Source organism: Isoptericola sp. BMS4 (assembly GCF_011634835.1).
GTDB lineage: Bacteria > Actinomycetota > Actinomycetes > Actinomycetales > Cellulomonadaceae > Isoptericola.
Window position 1 is genome coordinate 936,051 of sequence record NZ_SIRP01000001.1, and the last position, 16,824, is coordinate 952,874.

Consider the following 16,824-nt stretch of genomic DNA (forward strand, 5'->3'; position numbering starts at 1 on the left):
GGTGCTGTGGGTACGAAGATGGCGTGGATCCCGACCGGATTCCACGCCATCTTCGTACCCACAACCGTCTGGGTGGGCGCGCCACCGTATGCCAGGGCAACGAGCCCCCGCGCCTGCGCCCTCGGTGGTTGACTGTGCCCTGATCGCACGACGAGGTGCGGTCGCACTGCACAGTGCTTCCACGATCCGGCCCTGCCCCACGGCACCCCGGGGTTGTGCAGGGCCACCCCTGGAGGGGATCGCCAGATGTTGCGAGAACGTCGTCGAGCCACCACTCTCCTGAGCGGCGCGGGTGCGCTGCTCCTCACCGCCGCCGTGGCCGTGCCCGCGGGCGCGGCGGCCGACCCGGACAACCTGCCGGGCGACGAGTCGATCACGCTGCCGATCAACGACAGCGCCGCGGGCGGTACGTACTCCCAGGACTTCGACCGGGCGTACGCCGGCGAGACACCGGACGGGACGCCGGTGTACGTCTACGTCCCGGCGGGCACGCCGCTGGACGGCACGGCGCCGACCGGCGTCGACAGCCTCGATCCCGCGTTCGACCACGCCCCTGGGGACGAGTTCGTCCCCTGCGCCGACCGCTCGGCCAGCGAGTTCGTGCTCACCCAGGCGCAGATCGACTACCTCGGGGACACGCTGTCCGACCAGATCGTCGCCGTCGACGAGGAGCACTTCGGCGAGATGGGCGCCGCCGACCCGGACGAGCCCGCCACCGACGCGCTCGTCACCGTCGTCTACAACGTGCAGGACGAGAACTACTACGACTGCGAGGAGACCACCTACACGGCGGGCTACTTCGCTCCCGACTTCATCGAGTCGGTCGGCATGAACACGATCGTCATCGACGCGTTCGACTGGGCGAACCGGGTCGGCCCCGCCGACTCCCCGTGGAACGACGACGGCGACCCGTCCAACGACAGCCCCGAGCTGTACGAGGGCGTCGTCGCGCACGAGCTGGAGCACCTGCTGCACCACTACTCCGACCCGGGCGAGCTGTCGTGGGTGGACGAGGGGCTGGCGGACTTCGCGGGCTTCCTCAACGGCTTCGACATCGGCGGCTCGCACCTGTCGAACCACCAGGTGTTCTACGCCGACACGTCGCTCACCCGCTGGGCCGGATCACTGGCGAACTACGGCGCGTCGTTCACGTTCTTCCAGTACCTCTGGGAGCGGGCCGGCGGCAACGGCGGCGGCAGCTTCGAGCCCGACCTCACGTACGACGGCGTGGCCGGTGACCTGCTCGTCAAGCGGATCTTCGCGAACCAGGCCGACGGGATGGACGGCGTACAGGCGGCGATCGACGAGTTCAACGCGGCCGGCGGCGATCTGCCCGACGTCACGACGCTCTACCAGGACTGGGCCGTGGCCGTGTACCTGGACGACGAGGACAGCGACGTCTTCGACATCAAGGCCGTGGACTTCGGGGACCCCGAGGACACGACGTGGACGATCGACATCGCGGACGACCAGTTCTGGGACGGCCGCGGGTTCAACCAGGGCGCCCAGCCCAAGGCGCGGTGGGACCGCCGGCCGAACGGCCAGTCGGAGGTCGCGGTGCCCTACGGCCTGCAGGTGGAGCGGTTCCGCAACCCCGGCCCCCGCGTGACGGTCGGGTTCGAGGGCGAGCCGATGAGCCAGGTGGCGCCGCACACCGGCGACACGCACTGGTACGGCGGGTACGCCAGCCAGGCGGAGAACGTGCTCGACGTCGACGTCAGCGGCGACGTGACGAGCCTCGACTTCTGGTCCTGGTACTTCATCGAGGAGGGCTGGGACTTCGGTTTCGTCGAGGCGCAGGTCGGCGGCGAGTGGGTGACGGTCCCGCTGGCCGACGACGAGGGGAACGTCGTGACGACGAACGACGACCCGCACGGCAACAACACCGAGGGCAACGGGCTGACCGGCACCTCGGGCGGGGAGTACTTCGTGGACGACCCGGTGTACGTGCACCTCACGGCGGACCTGCCGGCGGGCGCGACGGGCGTGCGGTTCCGGTACTCCACCGACGCCGCGTACCTGGACACCGGGTGGTTCGTGGACGACGTCATGGTGAACGGCGCGGAGGCGGCCGTCTCGTCCGCCGACGGGCAGTGGTCCGCCACGACCGGGATCCAGGAGAACGACTGGACCGTGCAGGTGGTGGCGTCGTGCGACCTGACGCCGTCGGGCACCGACGAGTTCGAGATCGTCGACGCGGCGGGCAACCACGTGTACCGGCTCACGGGCGACGCGTTCACCCAGGGCGGCTTCGTCACGAAGTGCGCGAACGGGCCGCGGCGGGACTTCGCCACCCTGACGTCCAACCTGCCGACCGGTGACCTGACGTTCCTCGACGCGGGCTACGAGCTGAGCGTCCGCAATCAGAAGTAACCGGCGCCGAGGTCGAGCCGAGGGCTCGAGGTCGATGTGCGGAACATCGATCTCGGACCCTCGGCTCGACCTCGCGGGCGCGGCGGTTGGCTACGGTGTGGGGCATGACTCCTGCCGCGCCCTCCTCGTTCGCGCCCCGCCTCACCGCCGCCGACCTGGCCGGCACGGTCCCGGACCCGGCGGACGCGCCCGCCGTGCGCTGGGGCGTGCTCGGCGCCGGCAACATCGCCGGGTCGTTCTCCGACGGGGTGCGCCGGCACACGGCCTCGACCGTCGTCGCGGTCGGGTCGCGCGACCGGGCGAAGGCGGAGGCGTTCGCCCAGGCCCACGCCCCGGGCGCCCGGGCGCACGGCGACTACGAGTCGCTCGTGGGCGACCCGGACGTCGACGTCGTGTACGTCGCCACGCCGCACTCCCACCACCACGAGCAGGCGCTCCTCGCGATCCGCGCCGGCAAGCACGTGCTCGTCGAGAAGGCGTTCACGCAGGACGCCGCCCAGGCCCGCGAGGTGCTGGCGGCCGCGCGCGACGCCGGCGTCTTCGTCATGGAGGCGATGTGGACGCGCTTCCTGCCGCACGTCGCGGCGCTCCGCGGCGTCGTCGCGCGCGGCGAGATCGGCCGCGTGATGAGCGTGGTCGCCGACCACGGCCAGTTCTTCCCCTTCGCGCCGGAGCACCGGCTGTACGCGCCCGACCTCGCCGGGGGCGCCCTGCTGGACCTGGGCGTCTACCCGGTCTCGTTCGCCCACGACCTGCTCGGCGCGCCCGAGACCGTCACGGCCGTCGGCGCGCTCACGCCCACCGGCGTCGACGGGCAGGTCGGCATGGTCCTCGGCTACCCGGACGGCGTGCAGGCCACCCTCTCGACGACGCTCTGGTCGCGCACCGCCACGACCGCGGTGATCTCCGGCACCGAGGGTCGCATCGAGGTGGCCCGGACGTTCTACGCCCCGACCTCCTTCCGCGTCGAGCGCCACGACGGCGCCGTCTGGACCTACGAGGGGTTCCGCGGCGAGGGCAAGCAGTACCAGGCGGCCGAGGCCGCGCGCCGGGTCACGGCGGGCGAGACGCAGAGCCCGCGCATGTCGTGGGACGGCACGGTCGAGGTCATGGACACGCTGGACGACGTGCGTCGCCAGGTGGGCGTCGTCTACCCGGGCGAGTGACCCGGCGCGGCGGGCGTCAGTCGCGCACCAGCCGGCGGCCGGTGATCTCGGTCGGGCTGATGCGCACCCAGACGTCCTTGCCGTCGTCGACGTAGCTGACCAGACCGGTGGCCTCCGCGGCCGCGACCTCGGCGTCGCGCTCCAGGATCCTCGCGGTGCCGCGCACGACGACGCTCAGCGCGACGGCCTCGTCCCACCGGTCCGCCTCCAGGGCCACGTGGGAGTTGACCGCCACCTCCGCGAGCTTCGTCCCCGGCCTCGTCCTGAAGTAGACGTGGTGGTCCGCGACGGTGAAGTTGAGCGGGAAGATCTCGGGGTGGCCGCCGACGGCGGTCGCGAGCCGGCCGATCTCCTGCGTGGCGAGGAACTCCCAGCACTCGTCCGTCGTGAGCACGGGGGACAGCGGCTCGGACATCGGGGCCTCCCGGGGTCGAGGTGTGCGTCGAGGGCCGGTACGTCGTCGGACCGCTCCCATCGTCCCTCCACGGCGCGGATCCCGCCTGCGGGAGTCGGTGTGAGGGGTCGCGGCTAGGGTGTGCGCGTGAGCAACGCACCCGGGTACTTCGTCTCCTTCGAGGGGGGCGACGGCGTCGGCAAGTCCACGCACGTGCGCCTGCTCGGGCAGTGGCTCGGCGAGGTGACGGGCCGCGAGGTCGTGCTGACGCGCGAGCCGGGCGGCACGCCCCTCGGCGCGAAGCTGCGGCAGGCGGTCCTGCACGGGGACGACATGGACCCGCGCACCGAGGCCCTGCTGTACGCGGCCGACCGCGCCCACCACGTCGCGACGGTGGTGCGCCCGGCGCTCGAGCGGGGCGCCGTCGTCGTGACGGACCGCTACCTCGACTCGTCGGTCGCCTACCAGGCCGGCGGCCGCGAGCTCTCCGAGGACGAGGTGGAGCGGCTCTCGCTGTGGGCCACCGGCCACCTGCTGCCCGACGTGACGGTGCTGCTGGACCTCGACCCCGTCGTCGGCGCCACGCGGCTGTCCGGGGCCCCCGACCGGCTGGAGCGGGCGGGGGAGGCCTTCCACCGGCGCACGCGGGAGGCCTTCCTGCGGCGTGCCGCGGCCGACCCGCGGCGCTGGGTCGTGGTCGACGCCTCCGCCCCGCGCGAGGACGTGCAGGCGCAGCTGCGCGTGGACGTCGCCGCCCGCCTCGACCTCACCCCCGTGGTGGACGAGGCCGCCGGCCTGCCGGAGGGCGGACGATGAGCGTCTGGGACGACGTCGTCGGGCAGCCCGCCGCGGTGGGCGTGCTGCGACGCGCCGCCACGGACCCGGCCGCGATGACCCACGCGTGGCTGCTCACGGGACCGCCCGGGTCGGGCCGGTCCGTCGCCGCCCGCGCGTTCGCCGCGGCCCTGCAGTGCACCGGTGACGGCGGCGCCGCCGGCGGGTGCGGGGAGTGCCAGGCCTGCACGACGACACGGGCCGGCACGCACCCCGACCTGACCGTCGTGGCGACGGACAAGGTCGTCATCACCATCGACGAGGTGCGCGACCTCATCGCGACCGCGGCCCGCACGCCGTCGTCCGGCCGGTACCGCGTGATCGTGGTCGAGGACGCCGACCGCATGGCCGAGCGCACCACGAACGTGCTGCTGAAGGCGATCGAGGAGCCGCCGCCGCACACGGTGTGGGTGCTGTGCGCCCCGAGCGCGCAGGACGTGCTGCCCACGATCCGCTCGCGGTGCCGGGGCGTCGTGCTGCGCGTCCCGCCTGCCGCCGACGTCGCCGACCTGCTGGTGCGGCGCGACGGCGCGGACCCGCGGGTGGCGCTGGCCGCGGCGCGGGCGGCGCAGTCGCACGTCGGGCTGGCGCGCCGGCTGGCGCGCGACCCGGAGGCGCGCGAGCGCCGGGACTCGGTGCTGGAGATCGCGCGGCGCATCCGCGGCGTGGGTGACGCCGTGCTGGCTGCGGGCGAGCTGGTCGACGTGGCCAAGGCGGAGGCTGCCGCGGCGACCGCCGAGCGGGACGCCGCCGAGCGGGCGGAGCTGATGCGCGGCCTCGGCGTGCAGGAGGGCGACACCCTGCCGCCGCGGCTGCGCTCACAGGTCAAGCAGCTCGAGGACGACCAGAAGCGGCGGGCCACCCGCCGGCAGCGTGACGTGCTCGACCGCTCGATGGTGGACCTGCTCTCCCTGTACCGCGACGTGCTGGTGGTGCAGCTCGGCGCGGACGTGGAGCTGGTCAACACCGAGCACGCGGGCGCCGTGCGGTCGCTGGCGGCGGACTCGACGCCGGAGCAGACGATCCGGCGCATGGACGCCATCGGCACGGCGCGCGAACGGCTGGAGGGGAACGTGGCGCCGTTGCTCGCGCTCGAGGCGATGGCGGTCGCGCTGCGCCCCCAGGGCTGACGCCCGGGCGTCCCCGGGGATGACGCCCGGATGACGCCGAGATGTCGCATCGGTTGCGGTCCGGGTGATTTCTGCGGATATACGCCTCGGCGTTTGCCTCAGCGCCGTCGTTGGCATGTGATGTAGCGCGGTGGGGGTCAGGGGGACCCTCGTGACCCACAGGGAGTTCGTATGAAGATCCTGCTGCTCGTCTCGGCGTTCAACGGCTTGACCCAGCGCGTCTGGTGCCATCTGCAGGACGGGGGGCACGACGTCGGGGTGGAGCTGGCGCCGACGTTCGACACGCCGGAGGCGCTCACGGCCGCCGTGGAGAAGATCGACCCGGACCTGATCCTCGCGCCGTTCCTCAAGCACCGCGTGCCGCGCGAGGTGTGGGATCGCTGGACGACCGTCGTCGTGCACCCCGGGCCGGTGGGGGACCGGGGGCCGTCCTCGCTGGACCACGCCATCCTGGACGGCCGGGACCGCTGGGGCGTGACGGCGCTGTCCGCCGTCGAGGAGATGGACGCCGGCCCGGTGTGGGCGACCTCCACGTTCGCGATGCCGTCGCCGCCCGTGGCGAAGAGCGCTCTGTACAACGGGCTCGTCGCCGACGCCGCGATGAGGTGCGTGGACACGGTGCTACGGATGGTGTCCGAGGGTGAGCGGCCGGTACCTGCCGAGGAGCTGACCCGCGAGGTGCCCGGCACCGGCGAGCTGCCGCTGCTGCGACGCGCCGCGTTCGAGCTCGACTGGGACCGGCCGGCGGCCGAGCTGGCGCGGACGATCGCGGCCGCCGACGGCGCGCCCGGCGCCCCGGCGACCGTGGGGGGTGCGCGGGTGTGCCTCTTCGACGCGGCCGTCGGCGACGAGACGCCGGAGGGGCCCGCGGCGCCCGGCACCGTCGTCGGGCACGACGGCGACGCCGTCGCGATCGCCACCGGCGACGGAACACTGTGGGTCGGCTACGCGGCCACACTGGCGGAGCGCCGCGGTACCAAGCTCCCCGCCTCCTGGGTGCTCGACGTCTCCGAGGCCCACTATCTCCCGGTGCCGAAGGCGTTGGCGGAGTCCGTCTACGAGCGCGAGGGCGACGTGGGGTACCTCACGATCCGTTCCTACAGCGGGGCGATGCACACGGCGCAGTGCCGCCGGCTGACCACCGCCGTCGAGAAGGCGCTCACGGAGGACACCCGCGTGCTGGTGGTGCGCGGCACCGAGCACGCCTTCTCCAACGGCATCCACCTCGGCGCGATCGAGGCGGCTGACGACCCTGCCGCCGAGGCCTGGGCGAACATCCAGGCGATCGACGACCTGTGCGAGACCATCGCGCGGGCCGACCAGCTCACCGTCGCCGTCTTCACCGCCAACGCGGGCGCCGGCGGCGTGATGGTCGGCCTGTGCGCCGACGTGGTCCTCGCCCGCGACGGTGTCGTGCTGAACCCGTACTACGACATGGGGATCTTCGGCTCCGAGCTGCACACGTGGACCGTCTCCGCGCGAGTCGGGGAGGAGGCGGCCGACCGCCTGCTCGGCGCCAAGCTGCCCATCGAGGCCGTCGCGGCGGCGCAGCAGGGGCTGGTCGACAGCGTCGGGCCCCGCGACGCACGGCAGTTCGCCGAGTGGATCACCGAGCGTGCCCGGAGTCTCACCACCCGCGAGGGGCGCCGCAGCTTCGACGCCGCGGAGGAACGGCGAGCGCCCACGCGGCCCCTGTCCTACTACCGCACGATCGAGCTCGCGGAGATGGCGCGGGACATCTTCGACGACCGTCGCGGGTTCGCGGCGCAGCGGCGCGACTTCCTGCGCAAGGCGGCACCGGTCGAGACTCCGGCCCGCCTCCGGTTCGCCTGACCCGGCGCCCGGCCCGCCACCTCCCACGAGGCGACGTCGTGCGACGCGCGCGATGTCCGGTCCGCGGACCCGGAACGGTAGGTTGACCCGGTGAGACTCGACGCGCGCCGCACGACCGGCCTCCGTGCCACCGTCGCCACCCTGCTCGGCGGGGTCCTGCTGCTCACGGGCTGCACCGCGCCGCCCAAGGAGCAGGTCCCGGTCCGCTCGTCCGAGGCGTCGGCCGTGACCGACGGGGCGCCGGAGGGCTTCGAGGAGCTCTACGGCCAGACGCTCGAGTGGACCGGGTGCGACTCCTACGAGTGCGCCACGGTCACCGCGCCGCTGTCGTGGGACGACCCGGACGCCGGCACCATCGAGCTCGACCTGGTCCGCACCCGTGCCGAGGGGGAGAAGCAGGGCTCGCTGCTGATCAACCCGGGCGGGCCGGGCGGCTCGGGGACCGACTTCCTGCGGTCCGTCGCGTCGACCTTCGGCAAGCCCCTGCGTCAGTCGTTCGACATCGTCGGGTTCGACCCGCGGGGTGTGGAGGGGTCGACGGCCGTCGAGTGCTTCGACGACGCCCGGAAGGACGAGTCGCTGTCGAAGGACTTCGACCCCAGCACCGACGCCGGGCTCTCCGCGATGGCTGAGGAGGCCCGGGCCTGGGCCGAGACGTGCGCCGAGAACACCGGCGACCTGCTCGGCGAGGTCGACACCCAGAGCGCCGCGCGGGACCTGGACCTGCTGCGGGCCGTGCTCGGCGACGAGGAGCTGAACTACCTCGGGTTCTCGTACGGCACGCAGCTCGGCGCCACGTACGCCGGGCTCTTCCCCGACCGTGCGGGCCGGCTCGTGCTCGACGGCGCGATCGACACCTCGCTGTCGGCGGACGAGATCTCCGAGGGCCAGGCCGTCGGCTTCGAGAACGCCCTGCGGGCGTACGTGACCGACTGCCAGGCGGGCGCCCAGTGCCCGCTCACGGGCTCGGCCGACGACGGCATGCGTCAGGTGCGCGCCGTCCTCGACCAGGCCTACGAGCGGCCCTTCCCGACGTCGGACCCCGACCGGAGCGTGACGCAGACCCTCGCGTTCTACGGGGTCGCCGTGACCCTGTACGACCAGGGGAGCTGGCCGATGCTCACCCAGGCGCTGGACGAGGCGATCAACGAGCGCACCGGTGACACGCTGCTGTACCTCGCGGACGTCTACAACGACCGGAACGCCGACGGGTCGTTCTCCACGAACTCCTCCGAGGCGTTCCGGGCGGTGAACTGCCTCGACGGCGCCGGCGACTCCGACCCCGACGCCATGCGGGCACAGGCCGCCGAGATCGAGGAGGCGGCGCCCACCGTGGGCTCGTTCTTCGCCTACGGCGGCGTCGCCTGCGCGGACTGGCCCTACCCCCCGGTGGAGCAGGAGTTCGACCTGCACGCCGAGGGTGCCCCGCCGATCGTCGTCATCGGGACCACGAACGACCCGGCCACCCCGTACGTGTGGGCCGAGGGCCTGGCCGACACCCTGTCCTCCGGCGTCCTGGTCACCTACGAGGGCGAGGGGCACACCGCCTACGGCCACTCCAACGAGTGCGTGTCCGACGCCGTCGAGTCGTACCTGGTGGACGGCGAGGTGCCGGAGGACGGCACGACCTGCTGAGTGCCGCCGGGCTGAGCACGACATGGGGGTCGCTACCGCACGCGGTCGCGACCCCCACGTCGTGCTCGACGGCCGTCGTCAGGCGGCCGGCGCCACCGGAAGCGGCCGGGCCCACCGGCGCAGCACGGTGATCCCGACCCAGGAGATGACGGCGAGGCCGACCACGTAGAGGATCGTGGAGATCCGGCCCGCGTTGTCCGCCGCCGTCGGGAGCATCTGCCCGTACGCCAGCTCGTAGTGCACTCCGCCCGTGAGCCGGATCGCGAGGTAGGCGGCGATGAAGCTCATCGAGTCCCACAGGGCGTGCAGCGCCAGCACCACCCCGTAGGCCCCCAGTACGCCGCCCGTGAACCGGTACCGGTCCGCCGACGCCGCCCGGAAGATCGCCGCGCCGAGGATCGCCGTCCACAGCACGTGCCCCACCGGCGTCAGCAGGCCACGGACCGCCTCCGTCTCCAGCAGCGCAGTGAGGTCGATGCTGCCCCAGCGGGTCAGGCTCGCGTTGAACGCGTAGCCGGCCGACTCGAACGCCGCGAAGCCGGCACCGACGACGGCGCCCAGCAGCGCACCCTTGAGGCCCGTCTTGGCCACGATGCGCGCCCCCACCGCCAGGAAGACGACGGCCTTCACCAGCTCTTCGATGGCGCCGACACCGACGTAGATCCACAGCGACGGCTCCAGCAGCCGCGACTCCAGGATCGACGCCCCGAGCACACCGAAGATGCCGCCCACGAAGAACGCGACGAACAGCCACAAGGTGTCGAGCGTGCCCCGCGCCCGCTCCACGACGAACAGCACCACGCAGAACGGCACCAGGAAGCTGCCCAGCAGGATCACCGTCGGGACCAGGTTCGTGTTCTGCGTCGTGTACGTCACCGCGGCCGTCACCAGCCACAGCGCCGCACCGCCGATCAGCGCCTTCCACCACCACCCGTGCGGCGTCCGCACGTCGGTGTCGGTCCGTGGCTCGGGTGCGGTGTGCATCGGGTCCCTCCGGGGAGCTCGGCTGCGTCGTGACACGTCCTGCGCAGGAGTATGCAGCCGGGTGACGCCCCTGTCGCGCGGAACCCCCGCGCTGCTCACCGGCCGTTTTGGTCAGCGCCGAGCGCATCAGGTACTGTGGGCGCGCTCGCCGTTACGGGGGACCCGTCGCGGAGCCAGAGCACGCCGCCTTAGCTCAGTCGGCAGAGCGATTCACTCGTAATGAATAGGTCGTCGGTTCGATTCCGACAGGCGGCTCCATCGGCCCAGGTCAGAAGCACTTTCTGACCTGGGCCGCTTGCGTTACACGGTGCTGACTCACCGGAAACTCACCACAATCGTGCGTCACGCTTGCCGAGAGCTGACTGTGCTGGCGCTGGTAGGCGCCCCTCCGGAGCGTTCGTGCTGCATCGCCGAGTCGGGCGGTCAGCCGGCACCCGTAGCGGAAAGCGTGGCGAGAGCACTGAGGAACCCGCCGATCAGTCCGCTGATCGCGCCTCCCAGGACTCCCCACCACCCCGCCTTGCGTGCTACCTGACGCTCGTGGTCGATACGGGCAGCGTCGGGTGCGGGATACGGCTGGACCAGTCGAAGCCTCCCGAGACGGACGCCGCGAGGTACGCGGTCGGTGTGCTGCTCGAGAAGGTCGGCAAGTTGGTTCAGTCTCCCTTCGGACTCGACGTCACGACTCCAGAGCGTCATGCCTGACTCCCGCCGATTCTGGCCAATGACCAGTTCGATGCTCCACGCTCGCAGGACGTCGCCCTCGTCCCTGCCTTCGATCCAGAGCCTGCGCGCCGTCGTGCTTCGAGCGTAGAAGTCGACCGTGGCGCGCGAGGCCTCGGCACCTCCTTCGGCATAGGGACTGATCGCATCGGGGACGCGGCGGGCGAGATGTGACCCGTCGTCGATTAGCGCACGGTGAACGTGGGTGTCGAGCCTTGCGGCTCGCGTGAGTTCTAGCAACTTGTCGGTATCGGCGAAAACGCGGATGTCCGTGGACCTCCACTCGCTGTACGGACCCTGGAGGACGCGACGCCAACCTGGCCGGACCTCTGCGTCAAGGGCCTGGCTCAGTTGGTCGACGAGCTGCTTTGCCTTCACCTTCGCTTTCACTTGAGGGACGCTACCGCTGTCCAGTTCTCGCTGCGTACGCGGAGATGGGCCCGCCGTCGGTAGCCGCCTGCCGGGGCCCAAGGCGACTGCGCTACGGACCCCGGTCGCTCAGCCCACACCCCCAAATGCCTCTCAGTGAGATCTTCCGAACTTCTCCAGGATCGCCCGGTGGTCCGGCCCGAGGTCGGGGGCGGCGACGTAGTGCTTCGCCGTGACCGCGGAGCGGGCGTGCCCGAGCTGCTTGGCTGCCGCCTCGATGTCAGCGCCGCGCTCGACGGCGGTCCCCACGGACTTGCGGAAGGTGTGCGGGGTGATCCACGTCCACTCCGCGTGACGCTCGCGGAACTTGCGCCACTGCGCCTCGACCGTCGTCACCTCGCGCAGCCCGCCGTGCACCGTGGGGAACACCAGGTCGAGCTCGTTGTCCGGCACCGCGGTGGAGCGCCGTTCGAGCATCTGCACGGCGAACTCCGGGATGAGCAGACCGCGCGGCTTCTTGCCCTTGGTGGTGTCCTGCCGGAACAGTCCGACGCCCTTTTCACGGACGACCGTCCCGGTGAGGTAGACGACGTGCTCGGCGGTGTCGGTCTCGTGCCAGCGCAGCGAGAGAGCCTCGCCGATCCGGCACCCGGTCGCGAGCATGAGGTCAACCAGGTCGCCGAGGTCGGCGGCGGTGGCCTTGCGGTCGCCTGCGAGGGCCGCGCGCAGCTCGACGACCTCCGGGACACTCAGGGCGCGGACGTCCTCGGCGGCCGTCGCCGGCACGGGCGTGACCGAGCGTGCGGGGTTCGCCGTGATGGCGTCCTCTCGGACGGCGACGTCGAACATGCCCTTGAGGCACGTGAGCGACAGTCGTGCGTTGGCCGGGTGCTCGGCGGCCTCGTCGGCGATCCACCGCTCCAGGCGAGCCACCGTGCACTCGCGCAGCCGCAGGCCGCCGAGCCCAGGCACGACGTAACCCTCCGTCGTGTAGCGATACCTCTGCCGGGTGTTCACGGCGAGCTTGCCGTTGTCGACCTTCGTGCGCAGCCAGTAGTCGGCCAGCACCTCCAGACATGTCTCGGCGGTGATCGTGGTGGACGCCGACCGCTTGCGCACGGTCAGCTTGTCCTGCAGGCGCCGTTCGGCGGCGGCCGCTGAACGGCCCCACGCCTCGACCCGCCGTGTCCGCCCGTCGTGGTCGCGCACGTTGGCACGGGCCCTCCACGTGATCGACTTCAAAGGCACCAGCTCGCCGTCGGGCGTGTGCCAGGTACGCCCCTTCCCGCTGAGCAGGACGGCGCCGAGGTACGGCGAGACGCTGACCTTGCCGTTGGCTCCTACGGGCATCGGTTCACGCGACATGGTGGGTGACCTCCAGGGTGGCGACGTCGTGGTGGGGGCGGCAGCGGGTGGTGTAGCCGGGGCCGGTGAGGGGTTCGCCGCAGTCGGGGCAGCCGGCGACCTGAGATGTCCCGTGTTCGTTCCCCGCCTTCCCCGCTTCCCCGTCTTCGCAGGTCAGAGGGTCGGAGACGGCGGGGATAGGCGGGTTAGTGGCCGGGGAGGCGGGGAAGGGTTCCCCGCCGCTTCCCCGCCTATCCCTGCCGTTCCCCGCCTCGCGCAGCGCTGTGACCTGCGAAGGCGGGGATGGCGGGGATGGCGGGGATGATTCCCGTGCTTCCTCGGGTGGCGTGACAGCCCAGATGGTCACACCGGCCTTGTTCCGCGCTCCGAGGTCGTCGACGGACCAGCCGGCGGCGCGCAGCGCGGGGGCGTTGCGCTTGAGCACGCCGGTGACCGAGCGTGCGCTGCGGGGCCAGGACCGTGGGGGCGTGCCGTCGGGCTGGACCAGGGTGAGCAGGTCCGCGGCGGTGCCTTCCCAGCGGGTGGTGATGTGTTCGGTGATGGCGGCGAGGAACGGGTCTGAGGTGACGGCGTCCAGCGCGAGGCTGTTGGCCTGGTCGCGGTAGGCGGTCAGGCTGTCGGTGCCGTGGATCTGGTCCAGCGCGGCGAGGACCATGGCGAAGTCGGCCATGCGGGGCATGGACCCAAGACGGACAGAGGGAATCTTGGCCTTGCACACCCGCACCTGCCCCAGCAGCGCCCCGAACACCCGGGGCCAGGCGTCGCGCCACGCGGCGACGAGCTGCGACTCGGGGCGCCGGCGGTCCTCGGTGATGCGGTCCAGGTTGACGACGATGGACCGGTCGGCGAGGTCGGGGGCCATCGCGCCGACGTCGATGCCGTTCATGACGATGGCGCGCCGGAACGAGAACACCGACAGTCCGTCGTCGGTGTACAGCTGGCGGCGCACGTCCCCGTCACCGGTCACGGCCCGGCACAGCGAGTCCGACAGCCACGCGGGGATGGTGGACAGGTTGTCCAGCCCGACGACCCACGACCCGGACGCCGCGGTCACCCACCCGTCGGCGTCCCGCGGTGGCTTGCGCAGCGGCACCGGCGACGGGTCCACGAGCTGGACCAGGTTCTTCGTCGCCGACGACTTACCGGTGCCCTGCTCGCCGAGCAGCGCGAGCATCGGGTGCGGGATGTGCGCCCACCCGAGCGCCGCGACGAGCCACGCGAGCACCAGCGGGCGGTCGGTCTCGGTGACGTTCAGCAGCGCCCACAGGTCGTCCAGGCTCCCGCCCGGCTCCGGCACTGGCAGGGCGCCCGTGAGCGCGGTGCGGCGGAACAACACCGGTGCTTCGGTGACGACCTCCCACCCGCGGGCATCGATCCGTACGACGTGCTCGTCGGCGTCGCCGAGGTCGATCCACGTTGCCCCGGCGTGCTCGGCGACCCGCAGGTGCACTTCCTCGGGGTCGGCCTCGCCGGCAGCGCCCTCCAGGACGAGCATCGCGTCGGCGAGGGCCTGTTGCCCGGCGATGGCGCCGGTACGGCTGCGGTAGGTCTTCGCGAGCTCGGCGCGCAGCGAGGACCGGCCACCGCGCAGCATCCGCACGACGTTCGCGCTCGTCTGCGGGATGGCGTACGCCTCGCCGTCGGGGGTGCAGCCGAGGTCGTAGCGCTCCATGGCCAGGTCGACCAGGACAGCGGCGGCGGACTTCTTCCCGCCCCCGTCGTCGGGGGCGGCCGTCCCGCCGCCGGCCGTGGGGCCGGCGGCAGGGACAGCATCGTTGGTGGTCTCGGGGGCAGGCTTGGGGGTGTTCATGCTGCGTCTCCGAACTGGTCGTCGATCCACGCTTCGACGTCGGCGAGCCGGTAGCGCAGGTGGCGGCCGATCTTGACCCCGGGCGGGGTCGGGCGGCCGGCGGAGCGCTGGACATACAGGGACCGGACCGGGATGCGCAGCAGGTCGGCGACCTCCTGCGGGGTGAGCAGGGCAGGCGCGGCACGACGGGCCGTGGCAGTGGCGGTGGCGGCGTTGGTGGTGTGCGTGCGCATGGCGGGTGTGTCCTCTCGGTCAGGCGGCGGTGCGGGCGTGAAGGGGACGGTCGGCGAGCGGCCGGCGGGCGGTCGCGACGGTGTCGCCGAGAGCGGCGGCGTGGACGGCCAGCAGGTGGCGCAGTGCCTCGGCAGCCTGGTGGGGCACGACGCCGTTTCCCAGGGCGCGGAGCTGTTCGCTGCGGGTGGTGTCGGTGTCGGTGACCCACCCGGCAGGGAGGCCCATGAGCCACTCGACGAACGCCGGTGCCAGGCGGGGCGCGTCGTGCTTGCCGGTGGGGTCGGGCGCCGGGGTGCCGGTGATGTGCTCCCACCTGGTGATGGCGGGGGCGTACTGCCCGAACCGGGCGGGCTGCACGGCGGCCGGCATCGCAAGGTCACCAGCGCTGCCGTGCTGGTTCGGGCCGCCGTGGGTGCCGTCGCTCGCCCGCGGGGTCGGCATCAGCGCGCCGGTCAGGCATGTGGTGTCGCCGCGCTGGTTGTGCCCCTTGTGGTCCCGTGTCGTGGGGGTGGGGAGCATGCGTTGGGCCTCGATCGCAAGGGACTTGCCGTGGGGTGCGGGGGCGCCGGTGGCGGACTTCTGCCGGGGTGCCCACTCGTCCCACCATTCGAGGGTCTTGCCGTCGCCCATGTCGTTCACAGCCGGCGTCGGCAACAACGTCACCGTTCCTCGGGTGGGCTCGGCTCCTGGTCCGGTGGGGTGAGGCGTGCGACGGTCTCGTGCAGCGAGTCCCCGCCCGTCCCGGGGCGGTGCCGGCGGGCGTAGTCCGGCCCGCTCCTGCCCAGCTTGGCCTCGGGGGTCGGCATCAACGGGGTGGCCTCCCACCCGGGTGGGGCTGGTGGTGTCCCAGGCGAGGAGGAAGACGCGGTAGCGGGCGTGGGGGGCTCCCACGTCGGCAGCGCGTAGGCCGACCCATGCCGCGTCATACCCGAGCTCGGCCAGGTCGCCGAGAACACGTCCGAGTGCCCGCAGAGTGACACCCGGGTCGTCTCCCAGGCAGATCGGGCAGGGTTCCACCGCGCTATCGGCGGCTGCGCTGAGGGCTCCACGGACGTTCTCCCATACGACGAATCGGGGGCGGATGGTCTCCACGGCGTCGCACATCGCGGCCCACAGCCCCGACCGCGTGCCGTGACGCATGCCGGCGCGCTTGCCCGCGTTGGACAGGTCCTGGCACGGCGACCCGCCGGTGAGGACGTCCACGGGCGGGACGGTGGTCCAGTCGACGGCGGTCACGTCGCCGAGGTTCGGCGCGCCGGGGAACCGGGCGGCAAGGATCTTCGACGCACCGGGGTCGATCTCCGAGACCCACACCGTGCGCGCGCCGAACACGTGCTCGACGGCGAGGTCCAGGCCGCCGTACCCGGCGAACAGGGCACCGACCCGCAACGGGCCCGCAGCGCTCGGTGTGTGCGGGGTGGTGATGGCGGGGGTCATCGGGTCACCGCCCGGACGGCGGCCAGGGCGCGGGCGCCGGCCGGGTCCCATGCCACGCCGGCCAGGGCGACGGCGGTCCAGTCGACGACGAACGCGACGCCGCGGTGGTCGAGCCCGTCCAGGTCGCCCAGGCACCAGGCCGTGCGCTCGGTGGGGTGCAGGGTCGCGAGCAGGCGGCACATCCGCGCCTCACCGCTCGACATCACCATGAGCATCCGCGCGGCCGGGGCGGGTCGGGGGCCGGCGGCCTCCCACGCGTCCCACTCGGCATCCGTCGCCCGGGTGCCGGGCTCACGGTGGGTGTCCTCATACCGAGCCCACGCGGCGGTGAACGTGGCGAGGTCGGCGTGCGCGTCCACGAGCTGGTCCAGCCAATGCGGGCCCTCGTCGGGCAGCACGACCCGAGCGACGAGGTCGCGGGGCCACTCGTGGCGGGCGAGCAGCCAGTCGGCTGCCGCGTACGGGTCCGACGGGGGCACGGACGGTGTGGTCGGCGGCGTGGTCGACGTGGTGGGGGTGGTCATGACGGGTGCTCCC

Annotated in this window: 14 protein-coding genes and 1 tRNA gene; 7 read left to right on the forward strand and 8 right to left on the reverse strand. The window is 72.6% G+C overall.

What is annotated here, in order from left to right; all coding sequences use genetic code 11:
• Nucleotides 1-246 precede the first annotated feature (246 nt).
• Nucleotides 247-2,373: a hypothetical protein gene (locus EYB28_RS04150; protein ID WP_166845073.1), complete on the forward strand. Its 2,127-nt coding sequence runs from the start codon at nt 247-249 to the stop codon at nt 2,371-2,373.
• A gap of 104 nt (nt 2,374-2,477) precedes the next feature.
• Complete coding sequence (locus tag EYB28_RS04155) at nt 2,478-3,539, forward strand: Gfo/Idh/MocA family protein (protein ID WP_166845075.1); 1,062 nt, start codon at nt 2,478-2,480, stop codon at nt 3,537-3,539.
• Between the two features lie 16 nt (nt 3,540-3,555).
• Here the strand turns inward: EYB28_RS04155 and EYB28_RS04160 are convergent, their stop codons facing one another.
• A complete protein-coding gene (locus EYB28_RS04160; protein ID WP_166845077.1) occupies nt 3,556-3,954 on the reverse strand; it encodes a pyridoxamine 5'-phosphate oxidase family protein in 399 nt (132 codons plus the stop codon).
• Between the two features lie 126 nt (nt 3,955-4,080).
• Between EYB28_RS04160 and tmk the strand changes: the two genes are divergently transcribed.
• The 4 genes from tmk to EYB28_RS04180 all read left to right on the forward strand — a co-directional run bounded on the left by tmk (nt 4,081) and on the right by EYB28_RS04180 (nt 9,365).
• The gene (gene tmk / locus EYB28_RS04165; protein ID WP_166845078.1) at nt 4,081-4,749 is read left to right on the forward strand and encodes a dTMP kinase; all 669 of its coding nucleotides are present in this window, start codon (nt 4,081-4,083) and stop codon (nt 4,747-4,749) included.
• Entirely contained in the window at nt 4,746-5,897 is a 1,152-nt protein-coding gene (locus tag EYB28_RS04170; RefSeq protein ID WP_166845080.1) for a DNA polymerase III subunit delta', read from the forward strand. Before tmk ends, EYB28_RS04170 begins: the two co-directional genes overlap by 4 nt.
• Nucleotides 5,898-6,068: 171 nt before the next feature.
• Nucleotides 6,069-7,730, forward strand: a complete 1,662-nt coding sequence (locus tag EYB28_RS04175; RefSeq protein ID WP_166845082.1) for an enoyl-CoA hydratase-related protein — start codon at nt 6,069-6,071, stop codon at nt 7,728-7,730.
• A gap of 90 nt (nt 7,731-7,820) precedes the next feature.
• A complete protein-coding gene (locus EYB28_RS04180; RefSeq protein WP_166845084.1) occupies nt 7,821-9,365 on the forward strand; it encodes an alpha/beta hydrolase in 1,545 nt (514 codons plus the stop codon).
• Nucleotides 9,366-9,443: 78 nt separating this feature from the next.
• Here the strand turns inward: EYB28_RS04180 and EYB28_RS04185 are convergent, their stop codons facing one another.
• Entirely contained in the window at nt 9,444-10,349 is a 906-nt protein-coding gene (locus tag EYB28_RS04185; RefSeq protein ID WP_166845086.1) for a PrsW family intramembrane metalloprotease, read from the reverse strand.
• A 182-nt stretch (nt 10,350-10,531) separates the two neighbouring features.
• On the opposite strand from EYB28_RS04185, the gene EYB28_RS04190 reads away from it, so the two are divergent.
• Nucleotides 10,532-10,607 (forward strand) — tRNA-Thr (locus tag EYB28_RS04190).
• A gap of 165 nt (nt 10,608-10,772) precedes the next feature.
• Here the strand turns inward: EYB28_RS04190 and EYB28_RS04195 are convergent.
• From EYB28_RS04195 to EYB28_RS04220, 6 genes are all read right to left on the reverse strand, one after another.
• Nucleotides 10,773-11,462: a hypothetical protein gene (locus EYB28_RS04195; RefSeq protein ID WP_166845087.1), complete on the reverse strand. Its 690-nt coding sequence runs from the start codon at nt 11,460-11,462 to the stop codon at nt 10,773-10,775.
• A gap of 132 nt (nt 11,463-11,594) precedes the next feature.
• Nucleotides 11,595-12,791 (reverse strand): tyrosine-type recombinase/integrase, encoded by a 1,197-nt coding sequence (locus EYB28_RS04200; RefSeq protein WP_166845089.1) that lies wholly within the window; start codon nt 12,789-12,791, stop codon nt 11,595-11,597.
• A 4-nt stretch (nt 12,792-12,795) separates the two neighbouring features.
• The gene (locus EYB28_RS04205) at nt 12,796-14,616 is read right to left on the reverse strand and encodes an ATP-binding protein (RefSeq protein WP_166845091.1); all 1,821 of its coding nucleotides are present in this window, start codon (nt 14,614-14,616) and stop codon (nt 12,796-12,798) included.
• Complete coding sequence (locus tag EYB28_RS04210) at nt 14,613-14,849, reverse strand: helix-turn-helix domain-containing protein (RefSeq protein ID WP_166845093.1); 237 nt, start codon at nt 14,847-14,849, stop codon at nt 14,613-14,615. The genes EYB28_RS04205 and EYB28_RS04210 overlap by 4 nt, the downstream gene beginning before the upstream one ends.
• A 19-nt stretch (nt 14,850-14,868) precedes the next feature.
• Entirely contained in the window at nt 14,869-16,287 is a 1,419-nt protein-coding gene (locus EYB28_RS20285; RefSeq protein WP_166845095.1) for a DNA cytosine methyltransferase, read from the reverse strand.
• Nucleotides 16,284-16,811 carry a hypothetical protein gene (locus EYB28_RS04220; RefSeq protein WP_166845097.1) on the reverse strand — a complete coding sequence of 176 codons (528 nt, stop codon included), beginning with the start codon at nt 16,809-16,811 and terminating at the stop codon, nt 16,284-16,286. The genes EYB28_RS20285 and EYB28_RS04220 overlap by 4 nt, the downstream gene beginning before the upstream one ends.
• Nucleotides 16,812-16,824: the final 13 nt, after the last annotated feature.

Bases quoted from the DNA above. Each gene is read 5' to 3' on its own strand.
- EYB28_RS04185 (WP_166845086.1), bottom strand. From the start codon at position 10,349: ATGCACACCGCACCCGAGCCACGGACCGACACCGACGTGCGGACGCCG.
- EYB28_RS04175 (WP_166845082.1), top strand. From the start codon at position 6,069: ATGAAGATCCTGCTGCTCGTCTCGGCGTTCAACGGCTTGACCCAGCGC.
- EYB28_RS20285 (WP_166845095.1), bottom strand. From the start codon at position 16,287: ATGACCCCCGCCATCACCACCCCGCACACACCGAGCGCTGCGGGCCCG.
- EYB28_RS04220 (WP_166845097.1), bottom strand. From the start codon at position 16,811: ATGACCACCCCCACCACGTCGACCACGCCGCCGACCACACCGTCCGTG.
- EYB28_RS04155 (WP_166845075.1), top strand. From the start codon at position 2,478: ATGACTCCTGCCGCGCCCTCCTCGTTCGCGCCCCGCCTCACCGCCGCC.
- EYB28_RS04160 (WP_166845077.1), bottom strand. From the start codon at position 3,954: ATGTCCGAGCCGCTGTCCCCCGTGCTCACGACGGACGAGTGCTGGGAG.
- EYB28_RS04210 (WP_166845093.1), bottom strand. From the start codon at position 14,849: ATGCGCACGCACACCACCAACGCCGCCACCGCCACTGCCACGGCCCGT.
- EYB28_RS04200 (WP_166845089.1), bottom strand. From the start codon at position 12,791: ATGCCCGTAGGAGCCAACGGCAAGGTCAGCGTCTCGCCGTACCTCGGC.
- EYB28_RS04170 (WP_166845080.1), top strand. From the start codon at position 4,746: ATGAGCGTCTGGGACGACGTCGTCGGGCAGCCCGCCGCGGTGGGCGTG.
- EYB28_RS04150 (WP_166845073.1), top strand. From the start codon at position 247: ATGTTGCGAGAACGTCGTCGAGCCACCACTCTCCTGAGCGGCGCGGGT.
- EYB28_RS04205 (WP_166845091.1), bottom strand. From the start codon at position 14,616: ATGAACACCCCCAAGCCTGCCCCCGAGACCACCAACGATGCTGTCCCT.